A 21,887-nucleotide genomic window follows, 5' to 3' on the forward strand; every position below is an offset into this window, starting at 1 on the left:
TCTACCCCCTCTCGTTCATGCCATGCCGGCGCAGCACGCGGGCCGCGATCTCCTCCGGCGTCCATACGGTCCAATCTCCTCGCAACTCCGGCAGCGCGGCGCAAACCGCGGCGGGATGCGAATCATCCAAGCAGCTAGACCGGATGCGATAAGGAGCCAACGCTTCCGCGCCGCCTTCCGCGACGGATACGGACAGCAGTTCCGGCGTCAATCCGCGTCCCATCGCTTTGGCATAGCTCTCTTTGCGCGTCCAAAGCTCGTAAAACCGCCAAAGCCGATCCGATTCGCCTATGGCTCGCAAATCTTCTCGTTCATCCGCGCTAAGAAACTTGTCGGTCCAAGACAATTCCATCGGCCGAACCTGCTCCACGTCGACGCCGACCGGAGCCGTGGAAACCGCGCACGCGCACCAGCGGCCGGAATGGGAGAGATTGAAATGAAGCTCGGAATGACCGATCAAGTAGGGCTTTCCATACCGATCCTGCCCGAACGCGAGCTCCCCGCTCGCGTGTTCCGGCAGCCATTCCGCGCCGATGGCCGCGCGGGCGAGCATCTCGGCCATAAGCGAACGCTTCGCATCGTCCGGATGACGGAATCGTCCAAGCCGCGCTCTGCGGCGCGGGGAGCATAGCTCGGTGAACGATACTTGCATATCGGCCGTCAGAGCGCGGGATACGTCGACCGCGTAAAGGCCGAGCTTCGGTTCCCCATGCGGCGAGTCCCCCGCGCCCGGGACCGATTCCGCTTCCCGATCAAACGTCAGAGTCCGCATCGACGGATACTTTGGTCGTGTACCGGCTTAAATCCCTGATCGTGTAGCACTGCTGGAAATCTTCCGGCGAGATCAGGAGTCCGCGCTGCTCCATCTCGATGTCCATCTTGACGGCTAGCAGCGAATGGCCGCCAATCTCGAAAAAGTTGTCGTTGACGCCGACGGTGTCGAGCTCGAGAAGCTGCTTCCAAATTTCGACCAACTCGGCTTCTATCTCGTTCGCAGGCGGTTCATAGACCGCATCGGAACGAACGAGGGTTACCGGATCGGGCAGCGCGGTCCGGTCGACTTTACCGTTGGACGTAACCGGAATCGCGTCCAAGCGAACGAAATAACTCGGGATCATATAGCCGGGAAGATCGCCGGCCAGAAACTCTCGCAATTGCCTGAAAGGCAAATCCGCGGCCGCCGCGTAATAGGCGCACAGGGCTTTCTGACCGGAACCGTCCATGCAGTCCAAGACGATGCAATTCGAGATGTCCGGGTGACGCAGCAGCTTGGCTTGAATTTCGCCTAGCTCGACGCGGAACCCGCGGATTTTGACTTGATGGTCGACCCGGCCGAGAAATTCGATATTGCCGTCCGGCATCCATTTCGCCAAGTCGCCGGTCCGATACATCCGCGCATTCGGATCTTCCGCGTAAGGGTCCCGAATGAACCGTTCCTTCGTTAACGCTTCCGAATGATAGCCGTTGGCCAGACATTGCCCGCCTATGAATAGCTCTCCCCGCGCTCCGATCGGGCAAGGTTTCAGCTCCCGGTCCAGAATGTAATATTTGGCGTTGCGTATCGGTTTGCCGTAAGGGATGCTCTTCCATTGCGGGTCTACTGCCTTTACCTCGTAATAGTTGGACCAGATGCAAGCCTCCGTCGCGCCGCCGAGCGCGGCGACTTTGCTGCCCTCGAACAGACGGTGAAGTTGACCCGGAAGCGTCAGCGGAATCCAATCCCCGCTGAGCATGAACAACCGCGTTCGCGGTAATTTTCCTTCGAATTTCTCGAAGAACGGAATGCTCTGCGCGAGCGCCGCCGGCGCGGAATCCCAGATCGTAATGCCGCTATCGGCCATCCGCTGGGGCCAGGTTTCGGGCTTGCGCACGTCTTCCTCGGGAACGATGTCGATAGCTCCTCCCGCCGCGAACATCCCGAACAGATCGTAGACGGACAGATCGAAGCATAGCGACGTCAGGAAGAACAGCCTGTCCCGTTCGTTCACTCCGAACGTCCCGTTCACCCAATCGATCACGTTCACGACCGGCCGATGGGAGACGACGACGCCTTTCGGCGTGCCCGTCGATCCCGACGTGAATATGATATAAGCCGTACCGGAAGGATTCGCCGAAGCCGATAACGCCTGGACGTTCTCTTCCTGCAATTGCCGCTGCGTATAGAAGCGCTTAAGGTTCGATGCCGAACCGGACGAACTTCCGGACGGTTTCGTCAGCACGACGTCGTAGCGGAACCGAAGCTCGTTCTTGAAGCTTGCCGTCCGCTTGAAGACTTCCGCCCGCATCCCCGGATACTGTCCCGCGATTCCGCCGAAGAAGTCCTCGTGCACGTACAATTGCTGATCGAAGTTCGAACGCGACTTATAGAACGTGCCGTGATTTCGTTTGAACTCTTCCAAGGACGAGCGGAAATCTTCTTTGGCTTCTTCGTCGAGCACGTCCGCGACGATCAGCGCGCCGCCGGGACGGAGCAGCCGAACGGCATCCCGCAGCACCTTCTCCAAATAGAAATGATCGGAGAAAAATTGAATCGTGCTCGGGAGAAGCACGACGTCGAACGAGCCGTCCGGCATCCCGCCGATGTCTTCCGCGAACCCGGTGATCAATTCGACGCGATCCGTTAATCCGCATTCCTCTAAGCGGCTGCGATTGCGCTCCTGCGTAACCGGCGACGGATCCAACCCGACGTACCGGCCGAACCGTTCGGCCAGCTCGAATAGAATGAGTCCCGAGCCGCAGCCGATTTCCAGCGCCTTCGCATCGGCGCCCGCGAACGGCGCGGTCAGTTCCGCGACCCGGTCGCGATATTCGTTCACTTCCGATTCGGTGAACGGAAGCCCCGTATAAGAGCTGAAGAATCCGCCCGCCTGGATTCGGTCTTCGGCTTTGGCCGCGACATCGTCGAACATGCGGACGATCGATTCGCGGTCCGGCAAGACGATCGCGGGTTCGTTTCCCTTCTCGTCCAACAGCACGATATGCTCGAGCTCCGCGCTCCTCCATAGCAGATCGGAGAACGGTCCGACCGCCTCGCGCTGAGTTACGAGATGCTTGGCGCCGATTTGCTCCAGCACCGTCTGCACCCGGCGTTTCGGCCAAGCCGTATCGATCGGCACGTAAGCGCCGCCCGCTTTCAGAATGCCTAGTACGCCCGTTAGCATATCGAACGACCGCTTGCACAGAAGACCTACCTTTACTTCCGGTCCCACTCCCGCTTGGCGCAACGCTGAGGCAAGGCGATTCGATGCCTCGTCCAGTTCCCCGTATGTCATCGTTTGATCCTTGTACATCGCGGCGACGGCATCGGGTGTTCGCGCCGCCTGTCCGATGAACAGCTCATGAAGCGTCCGATCGCCGGGGAACGGTCCCTCCGTGTCGTTGAAAACGCGTACGACCCGATCCCATTCAGAATCAGGCAACAGGTTTAACTCGGAGATCGGGGCGTCCGGCCGGCTTAATAGTTGCGATAACGCCTCAACGTAATGGGAAGCGATCGCTTGGGCTAAAGCTTCCGAGTAACGTCCGGAATGCCAGCCGATATCGAGGGACCATCCGCCGTCTTGTTCTTCGAACCAAAAGCGGCAATCCGCCGCCGTTCCATCGCGCATCCGGTCGGGATGAAGCCGCCTGCTGCCGACGGCGATCGGGATGCGGAAGTCCGCCCCCTCTTCGTCTCCCCAGCCTCGCTCTTTCACGAGCTGGTTGAACGGATAGTTCTGATGCTCGAGAATGGCGGCGAACCTCGCTCTTAACGCGTTCAAGTTCGCCCGGAACGAGGCGTTCGGGTCCGGTTCGAACGGAATGACGAGCAGCTCGTTGACGGAGGCGCCGTCCTCCGGCCAATCGAAGACGGGCGTGACGAGCAGCGTCTCGGCGGCGTAGGCGTACTTGCTCGCGACCAATTGAACGCCGAACAGCATCACGAGGAACGCGGCGATGTCCGAGCCTCCGGACAGCGACCGGATTCGTTCGGAAAGCTCGCTGCCGAAAGCCGTTCTCCACTCTCTCCTTTCGATTGCCGCGCCCTCGCTTCCCGACTGGCGATCCTCGGGAAACCGGGTCAGCTCTTTGTCGCCGGAAAGCAATTCCGACCAGAAGTTCCTCTCCTTGTCCAGCTTGCCGCTCGATATGATTTTCTGAATCTCCAATGCATCTAGACTCATTCAATCTCCTCCTTGCAAAAGGTAATGGGGGTGTCTCGGAAGCGATGAATCGGGTCGCACGGTCACGCGGTACCTCGACTCGAAAAAGCTTCGTATTCTCGCAGCATCCGCTCGATGATCAGCGTCTCGTCCGCCTTCATCCTGTCTATTCGATCGATCAGCGTCTCTAGATGTTTAGGGTCCCGTGTCATCCAATATTTCAGAATCAAATTAAGATTCAGGGAGGCTTGTTTCTCCAGATTGCTCCAGCCTTCCATCGTCGCCGACGAACATAAGTAATAACCTTCGCGGGCCATATAGGCGATGCGCCGATTCATCATTTTTTTGTGCTCCCACAGCACGTAGAAGGATCGGTGGTCGACGATGTACGCATTCTCGATGTTCAGACGGAGTCGTTCCTGCAATCTGTCGTAGACGGCCATCCCCCATGCGTGCGAACTGGGCAGCTGCAATTCGAACGCCGGCATCCGCTGGTCCGACGGCTTGGCGCGCAAGTAATCGTGCAGTTGTTCCATTACCCATCGCAAGTTGAACGCGTTGGCTTTCAGAAAGCCGGGATACGTCTTCAACAGAATCGAATGCTCGGTATAAGCCTTCCATTCGGGAGGTTCGAAATCGAAGTAGGCTTTCTCCATGTCGTCATATCCGACTTCGCCGCTGCCGTATCGTTGATGGGACAGGAAACCGACGACGTGGAACACCCTTTGCTCGTCGTCATACCCGTGGATCATAATCCCGTGCGGGAAAGATTTGTTCCGATACGATGACGTCCCGGGGATGTAGTATTCGTCGACGTGCGTCCACAAGTAATAACTCTCGTCGATGCTGACCCGGACGAACTCGGCGAAGCTCGGGTACGATCTGCGCACCAGCGTCCGATTCATGCGCGGAGAGCCGTGCAGGATGGGAACGAAATAGTCGAACGGATTCGGCGTGAAGAAATCCATCATCATCTCGTCCGTCCGATCGCTCAAGTACAACTGGACGTAATTGCTGTACACCCATCGCTGAGCCTCGGAATCCGTCTGCAGCATCGCAAGCGGAAACGCCAGATGAGGGTAGGAGACGAGATCGGGTTCGGTAATCGGCAATAGTCGGCGGGCTGCCATCTTCGGTTCCTCCTCGCGAACGTTCAAGCGTTCCGGTATTCCTGAAGCATCCGTTCGTTGACTTGCGCCTCTTCTTGTTTCAATTGATTCAATTGATTGATCAACTCTTCCAATCTCCGGTTGTCTTTCGTCATCCAGTATTTCAAGATCTGATGACGGCTGGTCGCCGCCATCCTCTCAAGCCGGGCATACCCTTCCTTAACTTCGTGCGTGCAGAAGTAATAATCGCGGCTCTCCATATAAGCAATGCGCTTGTTCATCATCCTTTTGTGTTCCCATATGACATGGATCGGCCGATGGTCGAGGATGAACGTTCCTTCCATCTGTTCCCGCACTTTCCGTATGAGTTCGTCGTATATCCCGATTCCCCATACGCGGCGCTGGCCGTCTTTGCCTTGAAACCCTTCCCATCGCCAGACGGAAGACTTCCCGAACGTATAATCCTCCAGCTGATCCATGACCCATTGCAGGTTAAAGTCGTAGCCGTACTTCGGATTCAGCTTGAACAAATGCGTGAAATTCTTATAATCCGACTCGTCCGACAGGCGTATTTCTTTGAAGGCGGTTTCGATGTTATCGTAGTCTACGGTCGTATGCCCGTAGGTCTGATTGGCCAAATAGCCGGTTATTTGGAAATGGCGCTTGTCATCGTCGTAACCGTATACCAGAATGCCGTGCGGATTGCTGCGGTTCTGATAGGCGACCGTTCCCGGGATGAAGTAATCGTCCACGTAAGTCGACACATAACGTCCGTCATCGATGCTTTCCCGAAGAAAGTCGCCGAAGCGCTCATAATTTCGCAATATCAAATCCCGGTTCAAATGCGATTTGCCGTAAAAGGCCGGAATCGGATAATCGGTGACCGTCGGACTGAAATAGTCCAGAAAGAGGGATTCGCCGCGATCCATGGTGTACAGCTGGATGAAATTGCTGTATATCCAATCCAGGCAACTTTCGTCCGTGTGCATCACGGACAACGAATACGACAAGTGCGCATAGGACGTAATATCGGGCTCGGCGATCGGCAATACTTTTCGGACTCCCATAAAGGTACCCTCCTCGTATCGATAAAGCATCAAAATTGAAAATCCAGCGAGTGGCGCGAAGCGGCGATCGGCCGGTATTCCGAGGTCATGGTTAGTTCTCTTAGCACGATGTCCGGTTGTCTCGTCAGTTGTTCGATCAGTTTCCGGTACTCTTCCGCCAACTTAACCACGGTGTCCCGCCGAAACAGGGCGACGGAATAGGTAATCCAAAGCAGCAAGCCGTTCGGGTTTTCCCAGGCTTGCAACACGAGATCGAAGCGCGACCATGTTTCCTTGAGCACGTGAGGAATGGCGCGGGTTTGTCCGATTTCCGGCTCCGGCAACTCCAAATTTTGCAGAACGAACATCGTATCGAACAGCGGGTTGCGGGAACCGGGTTGCAGTTTCAATCTTCGCACAAGCCGTTCGAACGGATAATCCGCGTGCTCGTAGTCTTCCGATATGCGATTCTTGACTTCTTGCGTGAAGGCTTCAAAAGTAAGCTGCGGGTTAACTTTGATGCGGTGCGCTAGCGTGTGGACGAACATTCCGACCATATTGGAGGCGGCGGGATGGTCTCTCCCGGCATGAAGTGAACCGATGATGCTTTCCTCCGTTCCCGTCAGTTTGGACAGGAGTACGTAATAGGCTGCTAACATCGTGAGGTGTAAAGTCGTTCCGCATCGGGCGGCAAGCTCTCGGACGGAAGCTGCGGTTGCTTCGTCCCAATGAAGCGCTAATGTATCTCCTTCGTAGCTCCGCACGGAAGTCCTTGGACGATCGAGCGGCAAGTCGGGAGTCGAAGCGTAATTTAGGAACCTATCGGACCAGTAAGCTTCGCGGTTCTCGGACATGTCCCGGGTGCTCAGCCATTCGCAGTAATCTTTGTATTGCAAGGTCAAAGGAGGCAACTCCCGCCCGGCGAGCAAAGACATGAGGTCGTTCATCAAGATGCTTAGCGATATACCGTCCGCGATAATGTGATGGAGATGCAGCAACAGCATCAATCGTCCGTCCCGGAATTCCACGGCCGTGGCCCGAATCAGGGGCGGGCACGCGAGATCGAACGGTTCCGCGAACTTTCCGGTTAAATCGTCTAATTGATCGGGGTCCCCTTCGATCCGACGCAGGCCGAAGGGAACGAACGGATGGACGATCTGAACGGGCTCGCTCTTGTCCCAGCCGAACGATGTGCGAAGCGGCTCGTGGCGTTCGATCAATCGGTTGAAAGCGGTTTCAAGTAGATCGAACGGAGGAGCCGGATTAAGCCAGAATGCGAACGGAAGCACATACAGCGTACTGGCGGAACGAGAGCTTTCGATCGTGAATACCCTCGTCTGGGCCGGAGACAACCGATAACCCGGCCGCGCCGGAGCAGGTTCGATCGGTGCGATCCTCGTCCCTTCCTCGCTCATTCGTTCGATACGGTTAGCCATTTCGGCTAGCGTAGCGTATCGGAACATCATCTCGAGCGGAAGGTTTACTCCGAACGTCTCATGGATTTGCGCGGCCATGTTGACCGCCTTCATGGAATGCCCTCCGAGCTTGAAGAAATCGTCGTCTCGGCGAACGCGACGCAAGCCCAGCAAGCTTGTCCACATTTCGGCCAGCTTCGTCTCCGTCTCGCCGAGAGGAGTCTCTCCTTCCGTCCGCTCCTCGCTCTCCGCCGCGTCGGCTGGATCCGGGAGGCTCTTCAAGTCCGGTTTCCCGTTCGGCGTTAACGGAATAGCCGCAAGCTCGATGAAATACGAAGGAATCATGTAGCTTGGCAGGCGACCGGCTAAAGTCGTTCGAAGAGATTCGGGATCCGGCCTTCGGTTATTCCCATCCGCATCGGCTGCATAATAGGCAATCAAGGCGGGTTCGCCTAGAGCATCCGGTTTGACGGTGACGACGGCGTCCCGAATGCCGGAATGCGCAAGCAGCGCAAGCCGAACCTCTTCCGTCTCGATCCGGTACCCTCGGATTTTCACTTGGCGGTCGATCCGGCCCAAGAAAACAAGCCGTCCGTCCGGCGTCCATCTCGCCAAGTCTCCCGTTCGGTACACCCGTATTCCTTCGGAAGGGAGCTGGACGAACCGCTGCTCCGACATCTCGGGCTTGTTCCAGTAACCCCGAGCCAGTCCGGTCCCCGCGATGACCAATTCGCCGGCAACGTTCGCCGGAAGGGGCTCAAGATCTTCGTTTACGATCCATGCTTGCGTGTTAGGCAGCGGAATCCCGATCGGGACGGGAGCCGACGACGGCAACGGCTCTAAGCTCCCGTTCCAATACGTCGCGCAAACGGTCGTTTCCGTCGGACCATAGGCATTGATATAGGTAACGCGTTCGCGCCATCGCTCGAGCAATTCCTTGCCGGCTTCCGAACCCGCGGTGACGAGCAACCGAAGCGATCCGAGCTGTTCCGGGTTCACATGCACGGCGTAGGTAGGCGGCAGCGTCGACACCGTCACGCGCCTATCCTCCATAAACCGCGTGAATCGCGGCACGTCGCCGATGATGTCGGCGCCCGCAATATGAAGCTCCGCTCCGGTCAACAGCGCCATAGTCAGCTCCCAGACGGAAGCGTCGAACGATAAGCTCGCGAATTGCAGCACGCGATCGTTCGGCCCGATGCCAAGACGGTCTTCGAAGAAGCTACGCAAGTTACTGACGCCGCGATGCTCGACCATGACCCCTTTCGGTACGCCGGTAGAGCCAGACGTATACAGCAAGTAAGCCAAATCGTCGGCAGATCGGCGGGGCATCCCAGGCGGATGACGGTTAACTTCCGGACTCGCCTTCGGCGAAGATTCGGCAAGATGCACGATCCGTCCGCGGAAGTCGAGCGCCGTTGCCGGTGCTTCGGACACGACTAAAGCCGTCGCTTGGCTGTCCGATAGCATATAAGCGATCCGTTCCGTCGGGTAAGAAGGGTCGATCGGCGTGTATACGCCGCCGGCTTTAAGCACGGCGAGAAAAGTCGCAGCCCATTCCGCGGATCGCTCCAGCATAACGGCTACGCGATCTCCCGGAGAAATTCCTTCCCCGAGCAGACGGTGCGCAAGCTCATCCGAGCGTTCATGAAGCGCTCCGTACGTCAGGCTGCGCGTACCGTCCATGACGGCCAGGCGCTCCGGCTGCGACCCGGCGAGCCGCGCGAATCTTTCGTGAATCGTAAGTTCCTGCTCGAAAAAAGCTCCCGTGTCGTTCCATGCCCGTTGGCGCGACTTCTCTTCCGAAGATCGCATATCCAAGGAGGCGAGCGGAATTTCGGGATTATCCGCGGATTGTGTCAATACGGCAAGGAAGCTATCCATGACGCTCCTAATGAGAGGTTCGCTATATCGTCCCTCGTCGAAACGAACAATCGCGGTCCTGTCGCCGACTTCGTTCAAGATGAAATGAATCCAAACCTCGTTGTCGTCCGACTCTCCGGACGAATTCGCTAATTCCCTCCCTTGCCATGTTTGATCGGATAACCGGAATCGCTTCAAGCCGGTCTTCTCGTGCTCGTCCGCCGGCGCGTTCCAAGCATAATCGGCATATCGATAAGCCAGCTTGAACGTCTCGAACATTCGCGTTAGCCACGATTTAAAGGTGCCCTCTTCCCGCGGATTCCCGTACAAGATCGGGATCAGCGGACCCGCCGCGGAATCGGGCGCCGCAGGTACGGCGACGGCCATCGTGCGTCGTTCGCGCGAGAATGCCGCCAATACGATTGCCATCGCGGCGACGTAATAGATAAACCTGAGATCGTCGCGCTGCCTGCAAGTACGTTCCATGGCGCTCGTGATCGATTCGGGTATTCGGAATTCGATCGTGCGCAAGCGTCTCGAGGCGCCGATGAGATCGGGTTCCAGGAAGGGCTCGTTCACCCATCCGGCTAGAGCCGTTTTCCAGAACGACATCGCTTGTCGTTCGAACGCCCTTTCATCCAGACTGCGGGGCGGCATCCAACATCAGCTCCTACACAGGATTCCTGTTATTTAGTTAGTTAATTACCTCACGAATCTATATCTAGTAAAATTTACTGTTTAAGTGTAGCAACAGCTTTTTATTCAGTCAATATGTTTTTGCTAGCAGCAACGAAGCTTCGACAGCATCTAACAAATCTAGAGAATATCCATCCGCATTCGCCATCGTTCGCAGTCATGAATTGATGGGATTAAATAAAATACCCGCGATTTCGAGAATCGCGGGTATCGGATTACTCCCCCTGCTTCAGCAGCTTGTCCGCTGTCCGGAAGGCCAGCGCCATAATCGTCAGCACCGGGTTCACGCCGCCGTTGGTGACATGAACGGAGCCGTCGCACACCCATAGATTGTCGTAGCCGTGTACGCGACCCGACGGGTCCGTGACGGACGTCGCGGGGTCTTCGCCCATGCGCAGCGTGCCCGATTGATGCTGGCCGCCGCTAAGTCCCGTACCGGGTTCGGCACGCCATACTTGACGCGCGCCCGATGCCCGTTGCCACTCCTCCGCTTTCTCCGCAAGCATCCGCGAAGCGCGTATCGATTCCGGATGAGCGCTTCCGGACAACATCGCGACGGGAATGCCGTACCGATCCTTGACGGTCTTGGACAACCGAACTCTAGCGTCTGGATTCGGAATCTCTTGAATGGGTCCCATAAGCTGGCTTGTACGCAAGTAACTCGTGCGCATCGCGTCTTTGCCTGCGATCCCCCATCTGGGAGCGTTAGGTGCCAACGCGCGGTAGTAATGAATGAGCGGCAGCCGCGTAAATTCATTCGCCAGCAGTCCGCCGCCGATGATCCCGTCGCGGTTGCCGTGCGCGAATCGCAATGAAGCGATGCTCACGCCAGGACCTAGTCCGTCTTGAACCCGCTCGTCGTACAGCCCGAAAGCGCCCGAATAGACGTGACCTTGCAGATTGCGTCCGACAAGTCCGTTGCGGTTGCCGATTCCGTCAGGCTCCGCGTCGCTTGAAGAGTTAAGCAAGAGACGCGCGCTCTCGATCGCTCCGGCCGCCGCGACGACGTGCCCGGCTTGCACTTGCTTGCGGACGATCGCGCCTTCGACTTCTTGCGCCAAGACGACGCCCGTCGCATGCTTGCCGTTCTCCGTTAGGATCCTCTCCGCGATCGTATCCGGGATCAAATCGCAATTGCCGGTTGCCAGAGCGCGCACGAGCATCGTATTGTGCCCGCCGTTCTTGCTGTTCGTCGGGCACGCGAATCCCACGCACTGGCCGCATCTGCCGCAAGCCGGCCTTCCGTCTCGTTCAACCGAATTGATGAGCAGCGGCACCGGACCGGTTTCCCAGCCTAATTTCGCCGCTCCTCTCGCCAAGAGCGCGGCTTCCGCCGTTCCGGGGAGCGCAGGCATCGGATAAGGACGTTGCCTGCGCCCGTAGCTTGGGTGAGCTTCGCCGTCGCCGGAGACGCCGACCTCCCACTCTGCCCGCTCATAATACGGCTCAAGCTCCCTGTAGCCGATCGGCCAATCGCTTAGCGAACTTCCGTCCGGGATGCCATAGCGCGTCGCCATCCGAAAGTCGTCCGCATGGAACCGCCATGCCTGCGCGCCGTAGACCCGCGTCCCGCCGCCGACCGTCATCGCGTTGTTGTGATAGTCTCCTTCATAGGGGAGAGTGATCCGCTCCCCGCCGTTATCTAACTCCATCGTGCGAGGGTTGCCGGCAAGGTCCGGCCCCGTGTTATGACCGTATTTGCTAAGCCGATGGTTGCGCAAGTGGTCGTTGCCGACTTCCTCGTAACGAAGCCAACTGCCTCGCTCGACGACGAGCACGCTCCGTCCGGATTCCGCCAGTACGGCCGCGGCGATCGAGCCTCCCGCCCCCGCCCCGACTATAACGGCATCGTATCGGTTTTTCAATTTATTTAATGGGGTTAATTGTAGATCGACTTCCCGAGCGGAAGGTTTATCTTTATCGAGCGTGCCGGGACGAAATCCGAGCATGTCCCACGGCTTCGTATCCGAGCCGCCCCGAGCTTCCGGATTGCCATAGTAGCCTTCGATCGCAAGGCTTGCCAACGTATCGAACCACCGCTTGGCCGAGCCCGGCCAATCTTGAATCGAATCGAGCTCCAGCTCTTCCAATAGGCGATCCTGTTGATCCGCGGACAACGCTTCGAAAGGTTGACCTTCCCGGGCGATCGCCATGGTTTGCAAAGCTCTTAATCCAGGCTCAAGATGATCGTTCCAAATCGCGGCATTCTCGCGAATATATCGCTCGACGTATGCGAGAACGCCAACCTCCGTAGCCGAAGGCCACGCATCCGCAGGGACGATTCGATCGACAACCGCTTTCATCATCGGATAATCATCGTATACCGAGCGAACCTCTTCGTTCTCCATTTCCCCCGTCCCCCCGCCGTAAAGCGCTATAAGTTTTCCTCGTGTCTGCCGGTTGGTTTAGACTGTTCGACTTGCGGGATTCTCACCGACACCGTCGTTCCAAGGACCGGCTCGCTTTCGATCTCCAATCCGTGCCCGTACATCCGAAGCATCCGCTGATGAATATTCCGCAATCCTACGCCGGAGGTCTCTTGTCTCGCCTCGAAAATATGATCGAGCTTCTCTTTAGGGATTCCTACCCCGTCGTCATGGACGCGAATGACGATCCCTTGATCCGTCGATCGAACGGATATCGTTACGGTTCCGCCGGACCAGCGCTTCGTTACGCCGTGGCGAACCGCATTCTCAACGAGCGGTTGAATCGTAAGCGGAGGCAGTATTCCTTCCAGCCCTTCCTCAAGGTCGTATGCGACTCGGAGCCGATCGCCGAACCGGATTTTTTCGATGAACAAGTACGCTTCGGCAAGCTCCAATTCCTTGAATAGCGACGTATTCTTGTTCCTGTTGCCGAAATCGAAGCTGTTGCGCAAGTATTTGCTTAGCTCCATCAGCATATCATGCGTCAGCTGCGGCTTGCTCTGCGACATCGCGATAATGGCATTAAGCGTGTTGAAAAGAAAATGCGGTTTGATCTGCGCTTGCAGGAACGCCATCTCCGTGCGAACCGCTTCTTCCGCCGACCGCTTCATCTCGAGGAGCGTCCTCACACGTGCGCGCAGTTCGCGCGAGTAAAAAGGTTTGGTCAGAAAATCGTTCGCTCCCGCGTCAAACCCGTTAATCAAATCCTCCGGCTCGTTCTTCACGGTCGTGAGCAAGACGGGCAAATCCAGCACGGAATATTGACTGCGAATCCGTAGGCATGTTTCGTATCCGGACATTCCCGGCATCATCACGTCCAGAATGACGAGATCGACCGAATGACCTTCCGCGAGCACAGCGAGCGCGGCTTCGCCGCTGGATACCGTCAGAATCGCGTAGGATTCGTTCGCAAGCGCACCCTTCAGCACTTTCAAGTTAATGGGATCGTCATCTACGGCAAGAATCGTATACAGGCTATCCTCTGACCGCGTCTGTTCGTGCGCGGCGGCGATCTGCTTATGTTGCGAATCGAGATCGGCGACGATCCGACCGCCTGCCCCGACCCTATTATCGTCTTGACTCGTCACTTCGCTGATCGGGAGAGTAAATGAGAACGTGGAACCTTGACCAACCTCGGAGATTACGGTCAATTTCCCGCCATGCATCTCCACCAGACGCTTTGAGATTCCGAGTCCAAGACCCGTTCCCCCGTATTCCCTGGCTACTGACGTTCCGATTTGCTCGAACGACTGAAAGATGACTTCGCGTTTATCTTCCGGTATTCCGATGCCCGTATCGGTCACGTCAATTCTCAACCTTCCCTCTTCTTGCTGCGCCGTGACGATAATTTCGCCTTGCGGGGTAAATTTGATCGCATTGCTGATTAAATTGTACATAATCTGCAGCAGTCTGTTCTCGTCTGCATGCACGTTAGGCAGTCTCTCCGGCAGTTGAAGCTTGATCGTCACTTGCTTGTCGCGAATGTAATGACGGAATATATCCATGTTCGCCGACAAGATCGCACGGAGGTCGACGCTCCGCAGGCTGAGCGGAATATCGCTATGCTTCAAACGCGAGAAATCAAGAATGTCGTTGATTAGATTGGACATTCTGCGCGCGACCGATACGACCACACCCAGTTGCTCGCGTTGAACGTCGTTCATCGTGCCGGCTCCTCCCTCCAGCATCGCCTCCGACAGATTAATGATGCCATGCAATGGCGTCTTTAGCTCGTGCGACGTATTGGCGAGGAAATCATCCTTCAGTCGGTTCATGGACAACAATTGATTGGACATGGATTGAATCGTCTGAAAAGCTCGCGAGAATCGGCGTGCGAGCTCCGTCGCCTCGATGAGCGCTAGAATGAACAACCCGTATGGCGTTAATTGTTCATCCAGCCAAACGATGTAATTGGCATTGTACAGAATGTCGTGCAAGCAAGTCGCGAGGAAGAGCAGCCAACCGACCAATTGCAGCATGGCGCCGCTTCGATTGCGGATGACGGCCATGACCAATCCCCAGATGAAATAGAGTCCTCCCGTAATGGCTATCGCATGAAATACACCGATCCATTGCGTATAGATTTCGATCGGCAGTACAACGGCCAATGCCATAAACGCGACGCAGATGCCCGCCAAGCCCCTTATGGCTTTGGCGGAGAATTCATGCGGGAACAGCTCGCGCATGAACAACGCGCCGCACCCGACTCCGCCGTAATAGGCCAAATATCCTAGGCAGTTGATGAGTTGAACGCTGGCGCCCGGGAACGCATGCAGAATATACAGTTCTCCTACGACCAACTGCCATAATGCCCCCATCAAACAACAAATTCCGAAATAGAGCGAAGACCGGTCTGACCGGCGCAGCGCAAAAACGAGCAAGTGATAGCAACCTAACAGGATGGCGCAGCCGAAAAAAATCATATCAATGGCAAGATTCTCTTCGCGAGCCGCGTAAATCTTATCTTCGGTGCCGAGCTCAAGCCCGAACCACATGCCGCCTCGCGCGAATAAGTAGTTCGATATTTGAACGATAATATCGAATTCATTCGCCGGCGCCGTGAACGTGACGATCGTTGGCCGATAAGCTGATCTGGCATGTTCTTCATCGGGCGCGACGATGCCGCTTTCGGCAACGGTCCTTCCTGCTACGATCACTTTATAGGAAGGCGCCATCGCCGGGATATTCAAGGCTAGCTCCTCTTGACTGCCGCCGGTTCTCACGCTGAGACGATATGTCGCATAGCCATGTCCGTGCATACGCTTACCGTCTTCGCGATAATCGGTCCACACATCCGGTGCGACGAAGAAGCCGCTTGGCCGAGGAACGGAATCGGATGCGAAATCTTCAGGAGTCAGAAGCTGCTCCCAATAGAACGCCCACTCTCCATTCAGCTTAAGAATGCCGTCTTCGCTAAAGCTCCACTGCCTTGCATCCAATTGCCCGCGCTTTGCTTCCGGTTTAACTTGACGCGACGAAACATCGGATTGCGAGATTGCGAGGCCGATCATAGCTAAGAAGAGCATACAGACAGAGATAAGGGCAAATCGTGTTCGTATCGTTCGGTTGCGAACTTCTGGCATCGATTTCCGCTCCTAAGGATTGGGACGTTAGACATAAACTAGTTCTATTATACTAAGTTTGCTCACGCCTGCCATAGAAAATGGTAGATTACAATCATGGCTTGGGTCCGTGATCGTTCGGATCGGGGAAAGTAACGTACAACCAATTTCCGCCTCAACAGCATGGAATACAGTTCGTGTCGAGTGGATGGTGACGCCGCGTCGGTCTGGTTGATATCGATCAATAAAAACCAGCTAATGTTTGTCAAGCTTTAGTGTGTTGGCCGGACAGCAAGAACCTGATATAATTTTACCGCACACCAAATAACCTCCATTGGCGTGGAGGGTTTTGGTTAAATATGGTTTATGCTTGGTAGGGCTGGCCCTTCTTCAAGATGGCGTAGATGTGATGCAGTAGCTTGTTGGCGCAAGCAATCACCGTCACCTTGTAGGGCTTGCCCTCTTCTCTTTTTTTGTCATAATATCCTCGAAGTCTCTCGTTCGTACTTCCCCTGAGTCCGCACTGTACGGCCAGATATAACGCTCTGCGTAACCGCTTTGAACCTCGCTTTGTTATTCGATTGCTTGTGGCCACAAACTGTCCTGAGCTGTAAACACCTGGATCTAGCCCCGCATATGCGACCAGTTGCTTTGCATCCCCGAACTGCTGTGCGTCCCCAACTTCCGATATGATCGTTGCAGCAAGTTTATCGCCCACCCCTGGGATACTCTTAACAAGCCCCACTTCTGGCAGTTGTTCTGCTAGCTGTTTCATCTGCTTCTCAATCGCTTCGAGTTGCTCCTGCATGGAGAGAAGCAACGATACCATGCTTCTCAGCATCTGTATCTGAGTAGCGCTTTTCTTGCTCTTGCTCCATTGCTCATAGATGACCTCTAAATGCTCGACTTTCGTTCGAATCCAGGATGTCGAGCGCGATTTACCTGCTTGCTTTCGAATGGCTTCTTCCCATTCTTGATCCTGACCGGACAAACAAACCTGCAATGTAGCAAGCGCTGTAACTGAAAACAAATCGTAAAACACACTCTCAAAGGTTGGAAACACCTGATCCAACAACGCACGCATATTGAGCTTTGCCTGTACATATAGCGAAGTGATGAATTCATGTTGCCGAGTCACATGCTGAAGCTCCGTATAGCACTCGTTCCAGCTCCGATGCGGCTCTACATCGCCTCGATAGTACATTTCGGCTAGATGCCAAGCATCTGCTGCATCCGTTTTTACTTTGCGGAGTTGCGCGCTCTTGGCGCGTTTGGACAGCAAAGGATTGATGATGAAGTGTTTAACTCCGATGTCCGCCAAATACGCTACGATAATGCGATGATAATGACCAGTTGCCTCGAGTATGACAACAGGTTCCTTTTTGGTACGCTCCTTAAGCTCTTGAATCACGTTACCAAGTCTGCTGAACCCGTTTTCTGTATGCCGAATTGTTTCCGGCTTTCCGTGTGCTTCATTTCGTCTGACAAACGCTTGAAATACGCTCGCTCCTTTTGATACATCCAGTCCGATAACCGGTTCCATGTCAGCACCTCCTGATGTAAAATTAGCCGGCAATCCCACGATGGTTCCAAACCCATAGCTTCGCTTGTGATGCGAGGTCAATTGCCCCAACCAGCTCAAACATGGTCATTGGAGGTAGTGGGAGAACAGTTTTTATTACGGGGTCACTACCCCAAAAAGAGCCACGTTCTCCCGGCTACCGCCATCATAGAACGCCTATAAAAATAGGCCAACCAGAAATCTCTGGTTGACCTGATAATACGAAAAGAGGCGTCCCTCGGGTCGAATCGACCTTCGGGACATCCTCTTATCAACTGCATTTCGGACATATGCCGTAAAACTCGACCCGATAACCTTCGACTTGAAAAACGCCGCGGTTAGAACCGACCTGCATTAAAGCGTCGGCTTCTCCGGCTTCCAGATCGTAAATTTCCCCGCAAACTTTGCAATTGAAATGCCAGTGGTCGTTGTCGGCCAATTCGAAATGACTGGATTTGTCGCCGTAAGAGAGCTCGCTGACGATCCCCAGTTCCTTCAGCTTCTTCAACGTGCTATATACGGTCGCTTGACTGACATAAGGATAGCGCTCGGACATCGCTGCATAAATCTGCTCCGCGGTCGGATGGGATAATTCCAATAAGAGCTCGACAATGTGAGAGCGCTGGGGCGTATGGCGTAAACCGGCTTGTTTCATTCGGTCCAATACGGCGTCCTTGCTCATCGTTCTCCCCTTACGCCTTGAGGTCGAACCGGTCCGCGTTCATGACTTTAACCCATGCCGCCGCAAAGTCGCGCACGAACTTTTCTTTATTATCCTCTTGCGCGTAAACTTCGGCGATTGCCCGCAGGACGGAGTTCGACCCGAACACGAGATCGACCGTAGTCGCCGTGCGGACGACTTCGCCCGTCTTACGGCTGCGTCCTTCGTACACGTCGCCGCCTACAGGCTGCCACTGTACGCCCATGTCGAGCAGATTGACGAAGAAGTCGTTGGTGAGCGTTCCGACGCGGTCGGCGAATACGCCGTGCGGGGCGCCGCCATAGTTGGCGCCGAGTACGCGCATGCCGCCGACGAGCACGGCCGTTTCCGGCGCGGTCAATCCGAGCAACTGCGCTTTGTCGACTAACAGCTCGGCGGAACTTACGCGGTATGGCTTCTTCTGATAGTTCCGGAAGCCGTCCGCGACTGGCTCCAATACCGCGAAGCTTTCCGCGTCGGTTTGCTCTTGCGTCGCATCGCCGCGTCCCGGCGCGAACGGAACGGATACGTCGAATCCTGCTTCGCGAGCGGCTTTCTCGACCGCGGCGCTGCCGCCCAGGACGATCAGATCGGCCAAGCTGACCTTCTTGCCGAAGTCTTCTTGAATGCCTTCGAGAATCGTCAGCACTTTCGAAAGCTGGGCCGGCTGATTGACTTCCCAATCTTTCTGCGGAGCAAGCCGAACGCGGGCGCCGTTCGCGCCGCCGCGCATATCGGAGCCGCGGAACGTGCTGGCGGAAGCCCAAGCCGTCGTAACGAGTTCGCTGATCGTAAGTCCGGAGTCTAGAATCTTCGTCTTCAGCTCCTCTACATCCGCATCAGTCAACGTGTAATCGGCAGCCGGAATCGGGTCTTGCCAGATCAACTCTTCGGATGGAACTTCCGGTCCAAGATATCTGGCGCGAGGTCCCATGTCCCGGTGGGTAAGCTTAAACCAAGCGCGCGCGAAAGCTTCGGCGAACGCTTCCGGATTCTGATGATAACGGCGAGCGATCGGCTCATAGATCGGGTCGACGCGCAAAGCCATATCGGCAGTCGTCATCATCGTGCTGACGCGGATCGACGGATCCTCCGCGTCCGGCGCGAGGTGCTCGTCTTTAGGATTGACCGGCGCCCATTGATGCGCGCCCGCCGGGCTTTTCGTAAGCTCCCATTCATAACCGAACAGATTATCGAAGAAGCCGTTGTCCCATTTCGTTGGATTGGATGTCCATGCGCCTTCGACTCCGCTGGTGATCGCGTCGCGGCCTTTGCCGGTGCTGTGCGTGCTCAGCCAGCCTAGACCCATCGCTTCGACCGGAGCCGCTTCAGGTTCAGGCCCGACGTGAGCAGGATCGCCGGCGCCGTGCGCCTTGCCGAACGTATGTCCGCCGGCGATGAGCGCGACCGTCTCTTCATCGTTCATTCCCATCCGCGCGAACGTTTCGCGAATGTCGCGTCCGCTCGCCAGCGGGTCCGGATTGCCGTTAGGTCCTTCCGGATTAACATAGATCAAGCCCATCTGAACGGCTGCCAGCGGATTCTCCAGCTCGCGATCGCCCGTATAGCGATTGTCTCCGAGCCATTCCTTCTCGGCGCCCCAGTAGATGTCTTCTTCCGGATGCCAGACGTCCGCCCGTCCTCCGCCGAAGCCGAACGTTCTGCCGCCCATCGATTCGATCGCGACGTTGCCCGCAAGAATATACAAGTCGGCCCAGGAAATTCGGTTGCCGTACTTCTGCTTGATCGGCCATAGCAGCCTGCGACCCTTATCCAGGTTGCCGTTGTCCGGCCAGCTGTTCAGCGGAGCGAATCGCTGCGTCCCCGTATTCGCGCCGCCGCGGCCGTCGCCCGTGCGATATGTACCGGCCGAATGCCAAGCCATGCGAATAAACAACGGCCCGTAATGCCCATAGTCTGCCGGCCACCAGTCTTGGCTCTTCGTCATGAGGTCGCGTAAATCTTGCTTCAGCGCTTGATAGTCTAGTTTCTTGAATTCCTCCGCGTAATCGAAATCATCGCCCATCGGGTTCGATTTGCGGTCGTGCTGATGGAGAATATTAAGGTTCAGTTGATTAGGCCACCAATGTTTGTTCGATGTGATCGCGGGGTTGTGAGTCGTAGCGCTTCCATGCAAGAACGGGCATTTTCCAGCATTAGCAGTAGCCATGGAATCCATTTCAACATCTCCAATCAATTTATATTAAATTCTAAATTAGAATTACTACAATTAAAGTTATAATATGATTGAGAATAGAAATCAATAAATATATTTTTAATAAAAAAGAATCTTGACCCCTATTCGGTCAAGATTCTCTCCTTTTATGCTTCCGCCGCATTAGTTGATACGCGGTGTTCGCGCGGCATCGCCCATCGCCTGCTCTTCCATCGGTAAGCCATCATCAATCCGCGAATCCATTCGTCCATGACGAACGCGGTGAGTATGCCGAACAACCCCCAGCCGAAATGGATACCGAAAAGATAGGCACTCGGTACCGCCAGCCCCCACATGAACAGGATGCCGACATAGACGGGATAACGTACGTCGCCCGCGGCGCGCAACGCGCTGATCAGGATGAGATTGAAGGCGCGGCCGGGCTCCAGAAGGAACGAAAGCAGCAGCAGCTTCCGGCCTAGCTCTACGACCTCCTCGTTGCCGCTTAGCAGTTCGAGCATATACCCGCCGATTAGATTATAAAATCCGGCTATGACAAGGCTGATTCCGACGCCGTACGCGAGGCTGCGAAATCCGATGCGGTAGGCGCCTTGGTTGTCTTGCGCGCCGATCAGCCGCGCGACGAGAATTTGCGTGCCCTGCGCGATCGCAAGCGAGAATAGCGTGATCAGATAGATGATCTGGAACGTGTAGACGCGCGTAATCATGGCGGTAACGCCCAGCATGGCGATGAAGCTCGTAATGACGAGCTGCGAGATGTTGTACGATAACTGTTCTCCAGCCGCCGGAACGCCGATGCCGAGCAGCTCTTTGACGTATTGGATGCGAAGCCGAATGTAATCCCGGAAGCCTGGTTTCTTCTCCAGCACCTTCATCAGCAGGAAAAACATGACGACGAAGCCGAAAGCGCGGCTGCACACGGTCGATACGGCAACGCCGGAAACGCCGAAGGACGGGATGCCGAATATGCCGTTCAAAGCAACGTAGTTGCCGCCGATGTGTACGAGATTCATGATGATCGACACGAACATGACTTGTCGCGTCAGTCCATGGCTTTTCAATCCGGCCGATGCCGTCAGCATAAGCGCCTGAACGAAAATAAATCCGCCCGTAATGTTCAAGTACTGCAGCGCGTAGGGCATCAGTTCGTCTTGCAAGCCCATCATGCGAAGGATCGGCTCTCCGGCGGCGAGTATCGCCAAGCTGATGATGAGTCCGAAAGCGAAGTTCAACGTGATCGCGGTAGCGGCGAATCGCGGGACGTCGCTGCGGTTGCCGGCTCCGATCTGGCGGGCGATCAAGATTGTCGTACCCGTAGCCACAACGGCGAAAATCAAATTCATCGTATTGTTAAGTTGGTTGACGACGCCGACGGCCGCGACGGCTCTATCGTCGTATTGCCCCAGCATGAAGGTATCGACGATGCCGATCAGCATGTTAAGCGCTAATTCGATGAAAATCGGCCATGTCAGGGCGAACAATGTCGGTGATCGGTTCAATGCAAGTTGGTCGTTCGGTTTAGTCGCAGGCATGGCTGAATTCCTCTCTTTGAAGTCGTATCTTTCATTGTATAAGAGGACGGGTATAGTTTCCTACCTATCAATGTTTAGAAATTTGTCGCTCTTCCCTTCGCTTCCACATCCCATTACATAGAAAAAGCCTTCATTCGGCCGGATGCCGATGAAGACTTG

Annotated in this window: 11 protein-coding genes; all 11 read right to left on the reverse strand. The window is 55.7% G+C overall.

All coding sequences use genetic code 11. The annotated features are described in order from the left end of the window. Position 1: 1 nt before the first annotated feature. Entirely contained in the window at positions 2-772 is a 771-nt protein-coding gene (locus COHPA_RS24140; protein WP_027084595.1) for a 4'-phosphopantetheinyl transferase family protein, read from the reverse strand. Next, the gene (locus COHPA_RS0102395; RefSeq protein ID WP_027084596.1) at positions 753-4,163 is read right to left on the reverse strand and encodes a non-ribosomal peptide synthetase; all 3,411 of its coding nucleotides are present in this window, start codon (positions 4,161-4,163) and stop codon (positions 753-755) included. The genes COHPA_RS24140 and COHPA_RS0102395 overlap by 20 nt, the downstream gene beginning before the upstream one ends. 62 nt (positions 4,164-4,225) lie before the next feature. Then, positions 4,226-5,272, reverse strand: coding sequence for a hypothetical protein (locus COHPA_RS0102400; RefSeq protein ID WP_027084597.1), 1,047 nt, complete (start codon positions 5,270-5,272; stop codon positions 4,226-4,228). Positions 5,273-5,295: 23 nt separating this feature from the next. Next, positions 5,296-6,318 carry a cysteine peptidase family C39 domain-containing protein gene (locus COHPA_RS0102405; protein ID WP_027084598.1) on the reverse strand — a complete coding sequence of 341 codons (1,023 nt, stop codon included), beginning with the start codon at positions 6,316-6,318 and terminating at the stop codon, positions 5,296-5,298. Positions 6,319-6,347: 29 nt separating this feature from the next. Then, positions 6,348-10,232, reverse strand: a complete 3,885-nt coding sequence (locus tag COHPA_RS0102410; protein WP_027084599.1) for a non-ribosomal peptide synthetase — start codon at positions 10,230-10,232, stop codon at positions 6,348-6,350. Positions 10,233-10,486: 254 nt separating this feature from the next. Then, positions 10,487-12,619 carry a GMC family oxidoreductase gene (locus tag COHPA_RS0102415; RefSeq protein WP_027084600.1) on the reverse strand — a complete coding sequence of 711 codons (2,133 nt, stop codon included), beginning with the start codon at positions 12,617-12,619 and terminating at the stop codon, positions 10,487-10,489. Between the two features lie 26 nt (positions 12,620-12,645). Continuing rightward, the gene (locus COHPA_RS0102420; RefSeq protein ID WP_169733240.1) at positions 12,646-15,636 is read right to left on the reverse strand and encodes an ATP-binding protein; all 2,991 of its coding nucleotides are present in this window, start codon (positions 15,634-15,636) and stop codon (positions 12,646-12,648) included. A gap of 487 nt (positions 15,637-16,123) precedes the next feature. Beyond that, entirely contained in the window at positions 16,124-17,302 is a 1,179-nt protein-coding gene (locus COHPA_RS0102425) for an IS110 family RNA-guided transposase (RefSeq protein WP_027084602.1), read from the reverse strand. Positions 17,303-17,591: 289 nt separating this feature from the next. Then, entirely contained in the window at positions 17,592-18,002 is a 411-nt protein-coding gene (locus tag COHPA_RS0102430) for a Fur family transcriptional regulator (RefSeq protein ID WP_027084603.1), read from the reverse strand. Positions 18,003-18,012: 10 nt separating this feature from the next. Next, positions 18,013-20,199, reverse strand: coding sequence for a catalase/peroxidase HPI (katG, locus tag COHPA_RS0102435; protein ID WP_027084604.1), 2,187 nt, complete (start codon positions 20,197-20,199; stop codon positions 18,013-18,015). Between the two features lie 143 nt (positions 20,200-20,342). Further along, positions 20,343-21,728, reverse strand: a complete 1,386-nt coding sequence (locus COHPA_RS0102440; RefSeq protein WP_027084605.1) for an MATE family efflux transporter — start codon at positions 21,726-21,728, stop codon at positions 20,343-20,345. Between the last annotated feature and the right edge of the window lie 159 nt (positions 21,729-21,887).

The organism is Cohnella panacarvi Gsoil 349, assembly GCF_000515335.1.
Taxonomy (GTDB): Bacteria; Bacillota; Bacilli; order Paenibacillales; family Paenibacillaceae; genus Cohnella; species Cohnella panacarvi.